Source organism: Anaerosolibacter carboniphilus (assembly GCF_014205875.1).
GTDB lineage: Bacteria > Bacillota > Clostridia > Peptostreptococcales > Thermotaleaceae > Anaerosolibacter > Anaerosolibacter carboniphilus.
Map to the genome: position 1 here is coordinate 89,740 of NZ_JACHEN010000011.1, position 15,719 is coordinate 105,458.

The 15,719-nt window shown below is 32.5% G+C and carries 17 protein-coding genes and 2 riboswitches; of the genes, 3 read left to right on the forward strand and 14 right to left on the reverse strand.

Features of this window, described 5'->3' with window-relative positions; all coding sequences use genetic code 11:
* Positions 1 to 228: 228 nt before the first annotated feature.
* Positions 229 to 618, forward strand: coding sequence for a hypothetical protein (locus HNQ80_RS10110; protein ID WP_184310529.1), 390 nt, complete (start codon positions 229 to 231; stop codon positions 616 to 618).
* A gap of 117 nt (positions 619 to 735) precedes the next feature.
* Here the strand turns inward: HNQ80_RS10110 and HNQ80_RS10115 are convergent, their stop codons facing one another.
* The 7 genes from HNQ80_RS10115 to HNQ80_RS10135 all read right to left on the reverse strand — a co-directional run bounded on the left by HNQ80_RS10115 (position 736) and on the right by HNQ80_RS10135 (position 7,995).
* Positions 736 to 1,530, reverse strand: a complete 795-nt coding sequence (locus HNQ80_RS10115; protein WP_184310530.1) for a M48 family metallopeptidase — start codon at positions 1,528 to 1,530, stop codon at positions 736 to 738.
* On the reverse strand, positions 1,527 to 1,652 hold the full coding sequence (locus HNQ80_RS26255) for a hypothetical protein (RefSeq protein WP_279288982.1): 126 nt from the start codon (positions 1,650 to 1,652) through the stop codon (positions 1,527 to 1,529). Before HNQ80_RS26255 ends, HNQ80_RS10115 begins: the two co-directional genes overlap by 4 nt.
* A gap of 254 nt (positions 1,653 to 1,906) precedes the next feature.
* Positions 1,907 to 1,993: riboswitch (cyclic di-GMP riboswitch) on the reverse strand.
* A 297-nt stretch (positions 1,994 to 2,290) separates the two neighbouring features.
* Complete coding sequence (locus HNQ80_RS10120; protein ID WP_184310531.1) at positions 2,291 to 3,355, reverse strand: tetratricopeptide repeat protein; 1,065 nt, start codon at positions 3,353 to 3,355, stop codon at positions 2,291 to 2,293.
* A gap of 148 nt (positions 3,356 to 3,503) precedes the next feature.
* The gene (locus tag HNQ80_RS10125; RefSeq protein WP_184310532.1) at positions 3,504 to 4,604 is read right to left on the reverse strand and encodes a toxic anion resistance protein; all 1,101 of its coding nucleotides are present in this window, start codon (positions 4,602 to 4,604) and stop codon (positions 3,504 to 3,506) included.
* Positions 4,605 to 4,696: 92 nt separating this feature from the next.
* Entirely contained in the window at positions 4,697 to 6,322 is a 1,626-nt protein-coding gene (locus HNQ80_RS26445) for a YceG family protein (protein ID WP_184310533.1), read from the reverse strand.
* 302 nt (positions 6,323 to 6,624) lie between these two features.
* On the reverse strand, positions 6,625 to 6,807 hold the full coding sequence (locus HNQ80_RS25600; RefSeq protein WP_207726956.1) for a hypothetical protein: 183 nt from the start codon (positions 6,805 to 6,807) through the stop codon (positions 6,625 to 6,627).
* 90 nt (positions 6,808 to 6,897) lie between these two features.
* Positions 6,898 to 7,995, reverse strand: a complete 1,098-nt coding sequence (locus HNQ80_RS10135; protein WP_184310534.1) for a YceG family protein — start codon at positions 7,993 to 7,995, stop codon at positions 6,898 to 6,900.
* A gap of 540 nt (positions 7,996 to 8,535) precedes the next feature.
* Positions 8,536 to 8,622, forward strand: a riboswitch (cyclic di-GMP riboswitch).
* A 136-nt stretch (positions 8,623 to 8,758) separates the two neighbouring features.
* Between HNQ80_RS10135 and HNQ80_RS10140 the strand changes: the two genes are divergently transcribed.
* The gene (locus HNQ80_RS10140) at positions 8,759 to 9,787 is read left to right on the forward strand and encodes an HD-GYP domain-containing protein (RefSeq protein ID WP_184310535.1); all 1,029 of its coding nucleotides are present in this window, start codon (positions 8,759 to 8,761) and stop codon (positions 9,785 to 9,787) included.
* 243 nt (positions 9,788 to 10,030) lie between these two features.
* On the opposite strand, the gene HNQ80_RS10145 is transcribed toward HNQ80_RS10140, so the two are convergent.
* Together HNQ80_RS10145 and HNQ80_RS10150 are read right to left on the reverse strand one after the other, a co-directional pair.
* Positions 10,031 to 10,588, reverse strand: coding sequence for a GNAT family N-acetyltransferase (locus tag HNQ80_RS10145; protein WP_184310536.1), 558 nt, complete (start codon positions 10,586 to 10,588; stop codon positions 10,031 to 10,033).
* A 547-nt stretch (positions 10,589 to 11,135) separates the two neighbouring features.
* Positions 11,136 to 11,360, reverse strand: a complete 225-nt coding sequence (locus HNQ80_RS10150; protein ID WP_184310537.1) for a hypothetical protein — start codon at positions 11,358 to 11,360, stop codon at positions 11,136 to 11,138.
* A 328-nt stretch (positions 11,361 to 11,688) separates the two neighbouring features.
* Here HNQ80_RS10150 and HNQ80_RS10155 point away from each other — a divergent pair, with 328 nt between their 5' ends.
* A complete protein-coding gene (locus tag HNQ80_RS10155) occupies positions 11,689 to 13,269 on the forward strand; it encodes a recombinase family protein (protein ID WP_184310538.1) in 1,581 nt (526 codons plus the stop codon).
* A gap of 44 nt (positions 13,270 to 13,313) precedes the next feature.
* Here the strand turns inward: HNQ80_RS10155 and HNQ80_RS10160 are convergent, their stop codons facing one another.
* From HNQ80_RS10160 to HNQ80_RS10180, 5 genes are all read right to left on the reverse strand, one after another.
* The gene (locus tag HNQ80_RS10160; RefSeq protein WP_184310539.1) at positions 13,314 to 13,595 is read right to left on the reverse strand and encodes a hypothetical protein; all 282 of its coding nucleotides are present in this window, start codon (positions 13,593 to 13,595) and stop codon (positions 13,314 to 13,316) included.
* Positions 13,596 to 13,837: 242 nt separating this feature from the next.
* Complete coding sequence (locus tag HNQ80_RS10165; RefSeq protein WP_184310540.1) at positions 13,838 to 14,368, reverse strand: YeeE/YedE thiosulfate transporter family protein; 531 nt, start codon at positions 14,366 to 14,368, stop codon at positions 13,838 to 13,840.
* A 33-nt stretch (positions 14,369 to 14,401) separates the two neighbouring features.
* Positions 14,402 to 14,629, reverse strand: coding sequence for a sulfurtransferase TusA family protein (locus HNQ80_RS10170; RefSeq protein ID WP_184310541.1), 228 nt, complete (start codon positions 14,627 to 14,629; stop codon positions 14,402 to 14,404).
* A gap of 37 nt (positions 14,630 to 14,666) precedes the next feature.
* Positions 14,667 to 15,314 carry a YeeE/YedE thiosulfate transporter family protein gene (locus HNQ80_RS10175; protein WP_184310542.1) on the reverse strand — a complete coding sequence of 216 codons (648 nt, stop codon included), beginning with the start codon at positions 15,312 to 15,314 and terminating at the stop codon, positions 14,667 to 14,669.
* Positions 15,315 to 15,377: 63 nt separating this feature from the next.
* Positions 15,378 to 15,599, reverse strand: a complete 222-nt coding sequence (locus HNQ80_RS10180; protein WP_184310543.1) for a sulfurtransferase TusA family protein — start codon at positions 15,597 to 15,599, stop codon at positions 15,378 to 15,380.
* Positions 15,600 to 15,719: the final 120 nt, after the last annotated feature.

Here is a 15,719-nt window from a genome sequence, read left to right on the forward strand (position 1 = left end):
AAACATATTTATCAACAATATATGAATTAAGAAGATGCTTTACACTGTCGCTGAATATATGTTTAATGACTCTCCTATTTTTTAAAAAATAATCCTATGATGCAATTTTATATGTTAATATAAAATCAGCATTTAAATTGTTCCTTAGGTAATTCTTGCTTCGCCGGGAGAATGTATGGAAGATGGAAGAAATAAAGAGTATTTATAGAAATCATAGGAGATGCTATTGTGGATAAGTTACGACTGAACCTGCAAAAACAAAAAGGGTTAGCTTTGGCAGTACTATTAGGATACATTACTTTTAATGGCTGCTTTGTGTTTCCGTTTTCAAATGAACGATTTCCATTCGACTTTTCAAAAGCTATTTTAGTTATAAGTTGTTATGGAATTATTGCCATGTGCTTTACAGGGCTTTTGAAAAAAGGAAGAAGTTTTATTGTTTTCATATCGACATTGTTTTTTACTGTCATTGGTTTGATATGCCGTTACTTTTTGGAGTATGGCGAAGTTTCAAACACGATGAATTTCATTCCTATAAATATTGCTCTGTATCTTACAATTGTCCCCTTCTACTGTACGTTAGCCTATTGGGCAATTTATAAATGGTGTGATAAATAAAATGAGATAAGCTCATAAATGGGCTTATCTCATTTCTTTATATGATATTCAATTAAGGATTTTGCATGTATCCTTTGTCATTGAGTTTGCATCAACTTCTAATAATACTACTATAAACTAAATAACACCTGAAGTGCGATCAAAGAATACATTTGGATAATCACTAACAAATTCTTGTATTTCATCAATCCTTTTTGGCAAAGGCGGATGTGTAGAGATTTTTTCAGCCAACCATACAAAAAAACCTTTCTCCTCGCTGCTTTGTAGTAGATATTCTCTGCGATTCACTTTTTTAAATAATGATTTACCTATACCTAACATAGTAAGCCCATTCATAGAAGCTTCTGCATTATTCGTATAGTAAGCAGCCATTCGATCGCAAGTATATTCACATGCCCTAGAATATGCTTCACCCAAAAACGGAATCCACATAGCCGGTAGAATGAACAATTGCTTTTTTAAATGATTTCGCTTAATATGTGCTAATTCATGAGTAATAACAAATGATAATTCCTCATCGTCTGCAGAATTAATTAAATCAAATACATCTGAATATAAAACAACCATGTTCTTTCCAAAAAAACGACTAGCAAAAGCATTTAAAGCTCCACCAGATTCAATAACATAAACATCAGGAACGACATTCATTTCCATACGATCACAGAGTTCCCTTACTTTTTGAAAAACTTCTGGGAATTGCTTATCACTTAGACGTACGCCATTTATCCGTATTTGAGCCATCATTAGTCCGTGTAAAAATAAGGAAGATACAGCAAGTCCTAATAATATAAAAATTCCTGCAATAGAAATTAGCAAAGCTAAATAACCAATAATACTCACTATTAAGGCAACAACAAAATAAGTCTTCTCATTTTTATGAATTAAATCCTTCGACATCAAATCTTTATTCATGTCTTCTCTCCTTTTTTCTTGTTTTTAGAGACCTCAATCAAAATCTCAGCTCTTTTATCTTCATTGATACTTTCTTGTAGCATAATGTCTTCATTCTCGTCCTCTACATAAATAGCATTCATTCCATAATTTTCTCAAGCAGTTTTTCAGATATCTCTATACTTCCAGTAACAATCTTTTTTTGCCACCAAGGCTTCTAATATTTAAACTTACCTTCTAATTAAGTTTTACTAATCTCATAAATAGTCATTATAGTACTCAGATGCAACTTTCACCTCTCTCAAATTTAGTTATTAAATACAAAATATGGCACCTATGGAGACCATAGATGCCTAACTAGTTAACGCAATAGAAAGTAAAGAGGACGTTTGACTTTTCTGGTAACCTGGCAATCATAGAAAGTTTTTTCTTTAGACCCATGGCTTTGCGTCCTTACCTTTCGATAAGTTTGCCTTTATCAATGATACTTATGTTTTATATCGGTATATTTCTACATTTTTAGCCAAACTCCTTTTAAAAAATCGTTAACAAAAAGCAAGAAGCATCAAAATTACTTTTTTTCATTTGTTCTACTACCTCATTTTTATTCTTCTATTGGACTACCCTAGGTTATGTATGCGACAATAGGCCGTCTTATTCTATCGCTAAATATGTGTTTCACGCAATAAAACAAGAGCTGGCTCTAACTATGCTCTTGTTTTATTAATAAATGTGTATTTAATGTAACTATTCTTTAATCAACTTAAATATTTTTCAAACCCTAAATTTTAATACTTTCTAACATATTGATTACCTCTTCTCGTATAGTCACATCTTTTATCATATCTGCAAATTCACGAAATTCGCGCATACTCCATTCAATATCTGGACTTGAAAATATATAAGGCCTAAGCTTGCTATATTCATTAATTCTAATAAGTCTTTCTATAGTGGAATGTGCTTCTTCAATTTTTCCTAATCCAAGTAGAGGATAACATTTTAGTTTATAGATTTCCACCCAATTCTCATCGATTTCTTCAGCTTTATCAAGCCATTCAAGAGCTTCTTCATATCTTTCAAGTTTAATTAGTGACGCAGCTTTAGCTATATACGGAATTTGCTCACTAGGGTTTTGTTCTATCTCTCTATCAAATATGATTAATGATTCTTTATATTTTTCATTCCTATATAGGTTTAGACCTTTAGTAAAATCTAATTCCTCAAACTTAACGCAGAGTCTACTATGTGGGTAAAAATACATTTTATACTTACCGTATTCTTGTATTTTATCTATGTCATTGCGTTGAAAATGCACTCTGCCATCTGGTTCTTGATGTGTATCTATGTATGGATAGCCGTTTCTAGGTGCTGGCGTAATGCTCATTGCGTAGCCTGATAATTCACTATATACTAATTGGGAATTACTAGATGAAAACATATCAGAAATACATGCCAATGCTTCAGAAGTACTATCATCCACTAACGAGAGAGAAACTTTTAGAGCAAGTGCCAATGAGATTAATATTGCAGTATATTTCAGAACTTTATTTGGCTTATGCTCCGGTATCCTATCTTTTTTCGATTCCCTTTTTTTAGCAAGCTCATATTGTTTTTTTGTTTTAATTTTTGAGAATTTATCATCTTCTTTTGAGTTGATTCTAAAGATACCGTTTAAGCAAGACAAAGATATAATAAAAATAATGCCTCCTACCCAATAAAGTGAAAGTGCTATAAAAATAGAACTATATCCAAATCCATATATCGCATCTGTTACGACATCGCTAGGCGGAGGTAGCAAAACAGGAAAAATGACGAAAGCTAGTGTAGTTATAAGAATTCCGGTCATCAAATACCCGATTATTGAATCAGTCTTCACATTATCACCGCACAAATAGTGAATTTTTTATATACTAAACGTTCCACATATGGCCATATTTTCTTTTAACTTCGAAAAGAATCTTGTGCATAATTGTTGGTTGGTAAATCAAATTTCATCAATCAATGTGAGACTTATGCAAATATTGATTTTGAATTTCTTGAATCTTTTTAACACCAGAGGTTCTTTTTTTCTTTATATCCTCTTGAATCAGGCGAGATTCTTCAATCCCCTTCATAATGGTATTCCAGGTTTCCTCTAAAGTTTCTATTTGTATTGAACTACTTGACGATAATTCTGCAATAAGTTTGGATTGTACAACAGTATTTTGAGCATTTCTAATGAGCAATTCATTTGTCTTTTCATCAAGTGCAGCCATAGCTTTTGCTTGGATTGCCTGTCTTTTTAAAGTAATTGCTTGTGTTAAGCATTGCTTAAATATAGGAATCGTAATAATAAAAGCAGTATTAATCTTTCTTACCAAATTATAATTTCCTTTTTGTATTAATTTGATCTGAGGCAATAGCTGCAAAGCAATATTTTTTGAAAGCTCTAAATCATATACTCTTTGCTCAAGCATTTCCAGCATCTGATGCCCATTTGATAGATTAATTTGATTCATTTGGTCTGAAGATTCTCTTGCTTCTTGCTCTAGCTTGGGAATAACTACATCTTTGAATTGCTGTATCGCAAGTTTCCCCCCTTGGATATATTTTTCCAGCATTTCATAGTGTGTAATATTTGTATCAAACATTTCTTCCAACATAACATTTGTATCTTTAATTTCTTCTTCGTACTGCTTCAACTGAATATATAGTTTATCAACTTCATTACCCATTGTATGATATTTTTCAAAAAGCATATCAATGGAATGTCTAGCTTTATTAAACATTCTCTGCAAAATGCCTGGTTTACTTTCTTCAAAATCTTTGATATCGAATTTATCCATTATTTTATTCAATTGTGTTATTACATTTCCTGAATCTTCAACAGTAGACGTTTCTATAGAATGTAGTATTCTATCAGAAAATCCAGATATATTTTTCGCTGTTTCTATTCCATAATTAATAATTGTGTTTGGATCATCATACTTAATTTGCTGTGCAAGAGTACGTACATCAGATGAATTCATGACTTCTAAAGCAATTTTACTGGCAGTCTCATCAAGATCGAATGTTTCCTCACTATCGTGCAAGATTTCTTTTGTTTCACTAGTCATATAAACACCCCTTTGAAAGTTTTTATAGTTTTTCATAGTTTCAAATAATAACAGGCAAATTATTGAGTTTTTTAAGGATTGAATTATCTTATTTAAGCCGACTTCTCGTTACTTTTATCTTTTATAGCTCTATGCCTTGATATCAATTTTGACATTATTACTAAAAATACAAAAATAGTTATCAGAATTCTTGAAAGCTTAGTTATAAAACGATAATCGGAGAATCTTTTCTGAGGAACACTTTCATCCCATCTACCTTTAAAAACAATATTGCCTTGAGGATCATAATATGTTCCTTCTCCTTGAAATTGATTTAATTGAAATTCTCCTTCATACTTATATCCATTGGCAAAATAAAACATCCCTTCTCCTTCCATTGCATTATCGTGCCACTCACCAACATATTTATGTTCGCCAAAATCCATTGTTCCGTGACCATCCATTTGATTGTTTAGCCATTCTCCTGAATAGATATATCCAGGATTGTACGGGTCGTTATAAAAAATTGAAACCATCTTCATTTTTCCCGTCCCATAAATTCTGCCGTCCTGCCACTGTCCTTCATAGATATCACCATTGTCAAAATGCACAGTTCCGTTACCGTTAGGTCTTTCATTGACAGTATCTCCCTCATATACGTCTTTGTCTTCGAACCCAACATAAAAATATTCGAAATTACCATTTATAAAATCCATAGGTTTGTAGATATTTAACATATATGTCTCTGTAAACCATGTCCACGGTACAATAACGAACCACACAAGCAAAGGAATTAACAGCAGCGGTGTTTTAAGTTTTGTTTTTATTGCTAACAGCTTTAGATTTTCTGTTTTAGGGGTAGTATTCTCAGATTTTGATATTTCCTTTGACATCTTCTCGCCACTTTTGCCGTTCACAGGCTGGTAGGATTTCAATTTCTCTTTTATTGTATCGCTATAGAAAATACTAAACAGATCAGACTGTATTACATTTTCCAAATTGGCATACCCAGTGGCAGAAATTATAATAATATCCATTCCCAATAAGTATAGTAATGCTAATGCATAAGCAATTCGATCACTAAAAGAAGAATATTCTTCATCATAAAATATTATACTTGGTATGTCATATTGATAATCAAAATTATGAAATAGCATCATAATGTCTTTATCGATATTTAGTAGGGTATAAATGATTCTTTGTGTGTTTTCAACATCTACATTCGGTGTAAATATTTGATTTTTATTTTTAAGAATATAATTGATTTTATCTATTAAAGTATCCTGATATTCTTTTCTTAGAAAATAGTACTTATACAGACTTGATTTATAAAGCTTCTCTTTATCAATGAGTCCTTCTGCGTTTAATATTTTTTCTATTTCCTTTTTGTCATTTCTCATATCTTTTTTGATTATGAAATCAGATGTTGAATTGTACACTATTTTAGGTTTATCATCATCAGTTGGGCAAGTTAGCATATCTAAAAAGTCAAAATTATTACCTGATAACTTTATAAATAAGTTAGGTATATGTACTTTTCCTTCTTCTACCTTAAATCCCGGTCTCAGAAATGCTTGTTTATTATATAATATTTCAATTTCGTCCGCTGTTGTTTGCAATGTTAATGATACTGGCTCATAGTCAACTAATTGCCAAGGTCTAAAAACATTCTCTTCGGCAGATAGAATTTTTCTTATTTCCTTCTCTGCTTTGCTAGCAGAAGTTTCAAGTATTGGCACATAAACACCTCCAATTACGCCATAAAACTTCGTCTTTCTATCTATATTCTAGGTGTATAACAATTAAATTCTACCAAATTTTCTTAATAATATTTGTCGTATTTTGTAGTTAGATATTATATTTTAAGCCCTTTAACCGTTCAAGCTTAATCATAATACAACTAAAGCCAACTTCGCAAAAAAACATATAAAGCTCCTGAAATATTCAGAAGCTTTATATCACCTCTAAGGTTTTACAAACAAATTAAACTGGATATTAAGCTAATAAAGTATTGATACTACTATTTCTCGTTTTCACGCTTTTATGCTGACACTAAATTGAAAATGTTATGTATTAACGGTACGATTATATAATAAGCAGTACCTATTATTAAAATACTTATCCAAAAACCTTTCAAGCTTACGCCGCCTGCAATACGAATTTCTTCATTCCGTTTATCTGTATCATAATTGGCTCTATCTATTTTTTCTATCTTTTTACTCATATGCTTGAAATACATAACATTACCTTTCTTACCTAAATAAAAATGAACTGCTATTTGGATGGCTATGTGAATATCGATATCAATCGAAAGTTAAATTAGGTCAAAGATAATCAAAAATACAATGAATTTAAGTAAGGTTGAATACATTTTTCTGTATCCCAACCATGATAATCCAAAAATCAGAGAAGCCAAATTCCATTCTGCATATGCAGATGGATTTCTAGATCTCTTCCATGGCCACATATAGGATTTTGCCTCTTCCCCAACAAAAAATTTGATTTCATCTATTGTAAAACCATGAATCATTCTTTTCTGATCGGCAGTTATGTTTCTTTTCGAATTCTCTTCTTTATTTTTAGAACTTTCATTTTGATATGATTTTAGTTTCTCTTTTACTGTATTGCTGTAAAAAGTAATAAACAGATCAGACTGTATTACATTTTCCAAATTGGCATATCCAATGGCAGAAATTACTATAATATCCATTCCCAATAAGTATAATAATGCCAGTGTATAAGCAATTCTATCGCTAAATAGAGCATCTTCTTCTTCATAAAATATTATACTTGGTATATCATATTGATAATCAAAATCATGAAGGAGCATCATAATGTCTTTATCGATATTTAGCAGGGTATAAACTATTTTTTTTGTATCCTCAACATCCACAATTGGAGTAAAAAGTGCATTTCTATTTTTAAGAATATAATTGATTTTATCTATTATGATATCTTGGTATTCTTTTCTTAAATAATAATATTTAAATTGGCTAGATTTATAGAGCTTCTCCTTATCGATAAGTCCTTCTTCATTTAATATTCTATCAACTTTCTTATCTTCATATCTCAAAGTCTTTTTATTCTCAAAATCCATTGTTGAATTATACACTATTTTCGCCTTACTACCATCGGTTTTACAAGTAAGAATATCTAAAAAGTCAAAACTATTACCTGATAATTTTACGAACAAACTAGGTATATATACTTTTCCATCTTCTACCTTAAATCCTGGCCTCAGAAATGCTTGCGTATTAAATAAAATTTCAATTTCTTCAATTGTCGTTTGCAATGTTAACGGTATTGGCTCATAGTTAACTAATTGCCAAGGTCTAAGAACATTTTTTTCAGCAGATAGAATTTTTCTTATTTCCTTTTCCGCTTTTTTGGCAGAAGTTTCGAGTATCGGCACATAACCACCTCCAATTATGCCATCAAACTTTAGCTCACTGTATATTTTCTCAATTTATGACAGCTCAATTTTACCAAATCTTCTCATTCATGCATGTCATATTTTGTCATTAAATATTCTTTTTCTTGTACTTTCATAAATTCCGAGTATCAATATAATACGACAAGAAGACTGTTTCTTTCTGTCGCGCTAAATATGTGTTTGACGACCTTTTTACTTCTTGCTAAATAATTCCTTGATATGGTCTTATATGTTAGCATGAAACTATTCCTTAGATTGTTCTTTAAGAACTGCTTTCATTATTCTCTTAATACGTCACCTCATTGAGGTTGCAAGATTGCAACTCTAAGAAATACTATCACTTAATTCCCTTTGTCATATAAATTTAAAGCATAACTTCCATAAATTTGAGTAGATATTGATAAAAAATTCAAATTTTTTGCATTTTCGACAAAATTCACCTTGTGTTGATAACGAGCTTTGTATATAATGTGTCCTAGGACTTAAGCACTACATCATTATAGTAATTTAAAATCAGATTGCCGATACTAGTAAACTTATCGAAAGATAAGGACACAAAGCTATGGGCCTACGGGAGAAATCTCCTACGGTCGCCAAGCTGCCGAAGCATCTTAGCCAAGAAAGAGGGTATTAATTAGAGTACCTTGTTCTTAAACTCTTAGTATCTATGGCAACATAGATACTTTTATTTTTTGTTTATTTGATGTTATCCAAAATCAGAGGAGGGATATTTGAGGTGAAGATGATAAAAAGTAATGATCTTAAAGAGGGGATGATACTAGGAAGGGACATACTGTTAGAAAGTGGAACACTGCTTATTCCTAGTAAAGCAGTTTTAACAGGAAAACATATAGAAAATATAAGAAAACTAGATATTCCTTATATCTGTATTTTGGATGAGAATAGAACAAATGAAATTGAAAGCAAAAATTTTCAATGGGAAAAAGAATACCATAAAGCTCTTCTTGCTCTTCAATCAGTATTTCATAATGCATACATCGGGAATAAGTTAGAAATGGATAAAGTTCAACAGGCTATAGATCCTCTCATTAAAGAGCTTTCAAAAGATAGTACTATACTATTTAAAATAAGAAAAATAAATGTTTTAGATCAATATACCCTTAGACATTCTATAAATGTAGGTCTTTTGGCTACGATCACTGGCAAATGGCTAGGATTTTCCTTAGTGAAATTGAAAGAATTAGCAATAGCAGGATTTCTTCATGATATTGGAAAAGCTATGGTTCCCCTTGAAATATTGAATAAACCAGATAAATTAACAATTGAAGAATTTGAAAAGATTAGAGAACATGCGACCCTTGGCTACAATTATTTAAAGAACACTCCAATTATCTCTAAGAACATACTTGATGGTATTCTCCAGCATCATGATCGTATGGATGGGAGCGGTTATCCTTTAAAATTAAAAGGTAATGAAATCAATGAATATGCAAGGATTATTGCTATTGTAGATACCTTTGATGCCATAATATCTCAAAGACCTTATAAATCAAGACAATCCCCTTTTGTAGCAGTGGAAGTTCTACATAATAGTCTTTTTCATACATTAGATCCTCATATTTGTAATGTTTTTTTAGATAATATTCTTCAACTGTATATAGGAGCTGCTGTTAAATTAAATACCAATGAAGTTGGAGAAATTGTAACGATCAATAAGCATTTACCAACTCGACCTTTAGTGAGAGTAGATAATAAATTTATTGATCTATCTGAAAATATGAACTATCAAATTGTAGACCTGATTATATAGATCAAAATAGTTTAAATGGTGGCTTTAACGTAAGAATTTAAAAAAGATTTAGATTAATGCTTCGAGTACAAAATATCATAACAAAATTGTATAAAATTTTTCTATGTTAATTCTACTGCCAGTACTTGCAACATGGGGACTGTTCTGTCGCTAATATGCATTTCACTCAATAAAATAAGAGCAGAGTCTAACTCTGCTCCTTGTTGTTAATTGTGTGCTTAGAAATAATATAAATGATGTGGTTTATTTCCACTCTTCTTTTAGCTTTGCAAATAAATACTCATCTGTATATTCACCTTTATACCACGCATTTTTTAAAAAGTGACCCTCTCTCCTCATTCCAATACTCTCAAGCAGTTTAATGGAATTCTTATTTCTTACATCAGTTACAGCAATAACCCTGTGCTTATTCAAAACATTAAATATATACTCTAACAGGCATCTAACTGCCTCTCTTCCAAATCCTTTATTCTGATATGTTGGATCCAATGTAAATCCTATTTCAACTTGATTTACATCATGCGATAGCGTATGTATGCCGCAATCTCCTATCTGTTTTCCAGTACCTTTTAATTCAATTGCAATTTGAAACCAAGTATCGGGAATGCCAGGTTCAAAATTCATTTGTTGTTTTACAAATTCAACAGCTTGCTCAAATTTGTAATTTTCCCATCCCTCTCCTTGGTATAAGGCTACTATTGGATTGGTCCTATACTTAAAAAAAGCTTCTGCATCTGACTCTTTAAACGGCCTTAATATAATTCTTCCTGTTTCAATATTGTTAAACTTTTTATTGCCCATAAACTGTTCTATCCCTCCTTTATTTCACTACATCAAACAATTGTCACTCAATCTATTGTATTGGCTACTTCTATTTTAGCTGAGCATTTCCTGCATGGATTCAAATAAGATTTCTCCAAATTGTGTAAAAGATACATTAAACCTTACGACAGAAATGAATTCTGTCCTTTTCTACCGCGCGAAATAAACATTTAACGACTTAGGGCAGGAGTCAAATTTTATCCTTATTTTTATGCCTAAAATATAAAAACGACATTAAATCACCCACTGAAAAATATCTAAAATATATAGATCGTGATAGTATGGTACAGATCAAAAAGATGCGGCTAAGTCGATTAATTACGGGAGGTCAGCGATAATGCATCGCACTTTTCCTAATAGAACAAGACCTTGGCAAAGAACGGTAAATGGATGGTATGTCTATAATATATTGAAAAAAATAAGGGCAGGAATTGGTTATTCCTACCCTCTTCCATTAGGAGGTGATTGAGTGATACAATAAAATTTATTATGTAAAGAATTGGGGTCTACCCCAATTCTTTGATATTTAACAGCCTCCAATTCCTCCAAAAATTCCACAATTGCAGAATATTAACACTAGCAATAGGAAGAAGAACAACAATGATGTGTTATCACCGATTCCTCCAATTCCTCCAATTCCTCCAATTCCACAATTACAGAATATTAACACCAGCAATAGAAAGAAGAATAACAATGATGTGTTATCGCCGATGCCGCCGATTCCTCCCAAAAATCCTTTGCTTTCACTCACGAGTTATACCTCCAATCATTCTAATATCCTTAGCCTTTTCTTTTGGCTAATATATGTTATGCCAACATAGAGGCAAGTGTTCATAATTTAAATAATGCTCTACACATAAAGACAACCAAATATATGATTTGGTTCTTAAAATTACTTCGCCAAATAATTTATATTGATCATATGCTAAATTTATATAATAATATAAGAGTTTTTTGAAAGAAGGATTTCCAATAATCTCACCTAATACACATTTAGGCAGGAGAATCCTGCCCTTAATTTATTGCACTAAATAACCCTTTCAAGAATTTTTCTGCTATAATTATTCTGAGGTGATCACATGAAGGCTGCTATTTACTCTAGAAAATCAAAATTCACTGGTAAAGGCGAATCTACTCAAAACCAAATTGAAATATGTAAAGAATACTTGTGTACACATTTCGATATCCAGGAGTATTTTATATATGAAGATGAAGGTTTTTCTGGTGGAAATACAGCACGTCCAGAGTTTCAAAAAATGATGAGAGATGCAACGGCTAAGAAATTTGATATCTTGATTTGCTATCGTCTAGATCGTATCAGTAGAAATATATCTGACTTCTCAGACCTTATTGAAGTAATTGGGGACAAAAATATTAATTTCGTTTCCGTAAGAGAGCAATTTGATACTACTACCCCTATGGGACGCGCTATGATGTACATTGCCTCAGTATTTGCTCAGTTAGAAAGAGAAACTATCGCAGAGCGTGTAAAGGATAATATGCATCAACTTGCTAGATCCGGAAGATGGTTAGGTGGTACATATCCTACTGGATTTAGATCTGAGCCTATTATATATATTGATGCTAACATGAAAGAAAAAAAGATGTATCAACTCATACCTATAGAAGAAGAACTTTCGACTGTAAAACTTATATACGATAAATACATAGAACTACAATCATTATCAAAAGTTGAAACCTATTGTCTTCAAAATAATATAAAAACTCCCCAAGGTAATGATTATCAAAAAAATACACTAAAGATGATTCTTACTAACCCTGTATATGCGATTGCCGATGATCATGTTTATAACTTCTTCTCTGCTAGAAATGCAGACATATGCAATAATAAAAAGGAGTTTAACGGAAAGAATGGACTTACTGCATACAATAAAAGAGTGCTGAAAAATAATAGGTTACAAAAGGTAAATGACTTCTCAGATTGGACTGTTGCCATAGGTAAACATAAAGGGATTATATCAGGGAAAGACTGGGCCGAAGTACAGAGAACCTTTGCACGTAATAAAAAGGATGCACCAAGGCGTGGAACTTCAGCTGCAGCTCTTCTTTCCGGTTTAATGCGCTGTTCATGCGGCAGTTTCATGCGTGTTCATTATGGCCAAATGAAGCCAAATAGTAACGAGAGATATCATTACTATGGGTGCAATCTAAGGGACTTATCCCGTGGATCAAAGTGTAATACGAAAAGGTTATCTGGAGATAAAACGGAAAGTATGGTTATTGATTATCTAAAGCATGTTATTACTACCTCAATATTTAAGCAGATTCAGGAAGCAAAGAAAAAACATAAAAACATGGATCAGCGAAACAAATCTATTAAAGATCAGATTGATAAAAACAATAAATCTATAGATAACTTGATAAAATCATTAGCTAACAACGAAGATAGTTTAGCGGCTACCTACATTATGAATGAATTAGAAAAGCTAGCGAAAGAAAACAAAGAACTTGGAAGTAAAATCAACACCAGCTCAGATATGGAGCTTTTCAGTCTTGAAATATTAGAACAATCTTGTGTAGAGTTTAATAAAAAAATCGATAGTGCTGATTTTAATGAGAAAAGAAGATTAATTCAGACTATTGTGGATAAGATTGTGTGGGATGGGGATAATCTAGACATTAGATTATTGAGCTTATAAAGTAAACTCCTATATAGGGGTTTATTATGTAGCAATTCAGTCATTCATGCATTCGCTTGCATCATAGTTACATTTCCTTCATCATCCGTTCTGATGAAGATAAGGTCTTGATATTTAATATCGTCAGACACTCGATCATTGACAGCCTCGTTAATTGCTCTTGTAGCGATTTCTCTCGCCTTTACCTGGGCAATGGCCAAGACAGCTGGTTTGATTTTTTGATCTACGAACATAAAACTGTAGATAATAAACAGGAATAAAAGAACTAATGTCATGAATGCTTTAAAATTACCTCTTCTTTTTTGATACTTCCTCCGATAAACCAAAAAATCACCCCCTTCTTATTATCATATGATTGATGTGGGTGATTTAGTGATATGTTTAAATTTAATTCCTTAAAATTGTGTAAAGGTGCGCCCTCCAAACCAATGGAATCGTAAAACACTTACGGTTTATACTCTCACACAATACAATATATTACCACCTGCGTTTCAATACAATTATTTCTTCTTTTCCAATTTGTCTTCTGCTTTTTTTATTCTCAGCAACTTTTTGACCACCATATATGCTACATGAAATATTTAACTAATAATTTACTTCCTATCCAAGCACCGATAAATATGAATATCCAATAAACCCAACCATGTAGGGACATAGATGCTACTCCGCTGAATAACGCTCCTATATTACACCCAAATGCGATTCTTGCACCATAACCCATCATAAGTCCACCCAGTACTGCCGCTACTATCTGCTTCCATGATTTTATCTTTTTTATCTTAAACTGTGATGCTAATAAAGTAGCGAGAAGTGCTCCAAATACAATACCGATATTGGATACAGAGTGCATATCATTTAAAAATCCGCCGCTTAATGCTGCTTCACCTTTTTGCTGAAAATAAAACCATTCTTCAGGATGTCTACCTATAGCTTGGTATATCCATGCTGCCCAGTTAGCAAAGGGAGATGTTACGCCCCATGCCTTCCCTGTAGATGCAAACATGACGATATTCAACAGCCCCAGCAGCACTGCACCTACTGTATATGACCACGGTTCCTTTAGAAATCTTTTATAATAAACATTATTTTTAATATCCATGAATTTACCTCCCTGTATTTTTAAGAGGGATAATTATTTTGTTTTTTCGATGAATATTTCCCACTGTCCATCATCAACTTCTTCTATTTCAACATGATGTCCTTCTTTTTTAGCCCATTCCGGTACATTCTTCATAGCACAGCTATGGTCTATTTCCACGATTAAAACTTCTCCAACCTTCATAGTGCCCATCTTCTTCTGTGTTTTAACCAATGGTACAGGGCAAGTCTCTCCTAAACAATCCAATCTTATTTCCGTCATTTTGCTTCCTCCATAAATGTTTTCTTCGTTTATGCGACTATCTATTTCCAAACCAATCAGCTGTAATAAAAATTGTTAATAACAATATAAATTGTAGCGCTATTGCCAATGGCCAGCCTAAAATCTCAGGCAGGAATATCCCTTCCTTAGACATAAAGTTAGATGACCACCATCCAAAGTCCTTAGCGCCCCATAAAGATCCTATGATAAAGAATATCAAAGAAAGCATTTGCATTAAGAAGCCTTCACCAACTCTCATTAGTGTTCCTGATGCACACCCCCCTGCTATTACCATACCGATTCCAAAGAGAACAGCGCCTACAACTGTGTGAATACCTACAGGAGAGATATTTCCCGGTATAGCTCCACCCTCAGTTACAGAGGCAAATTGAAGTGCTGCGAAACCAACAGTCGCAGTGACTATTGCAATTACTACAGCCTTCATTAATGAAGTACTCCCCGTTAGCAGGGGATCTCTTAATGAGGCTGTAAAACAAAACCTTGATCGCTGCAATATAAATCCTGCTGCTACACCAAGACCCCACAAAAGTGCTGACTTTGGCTGCTGTTTTCCTATAAAAAACCCTATACCTATGATAGCTATTAGAAGTCCTACGCCCAATGGGATTTGATTTACTGATTTCTTCTTTGGTTTTGTAGCTAAGGATGTTTTAGTTTCAACCATACTTTTCACCTCTCAATTGAATTGTTAGTTGATTAACATATTAATGAGGAGAAGAACCTTCTGCTACGCAAATTTCTTAATGGTTATTTCCCATATACCGTTTTCTTCTTCTACTTCCACTACACAGGGTAACTTACTAAAAGCATCTTTGATATTTTGGGATGTGCAGCTATGATCTGTGATGATGGTTATGCTGTCCCCATGATGAATTTTCTTGTATTGAATTTGTGCTTTTATCAAAGGCACTGGGCAGATTTCACCTACACAGTCAATTTGCTTGTTCATTTAATTCAACCCCCAACTCCCTCATTTTATCAAGTCTGACAAAGAATTATCAACCAAATCATGCCTTTATTATATACCGTAATTACAGTTTAGAAAATATACCTCACTGTTTTATTTAAT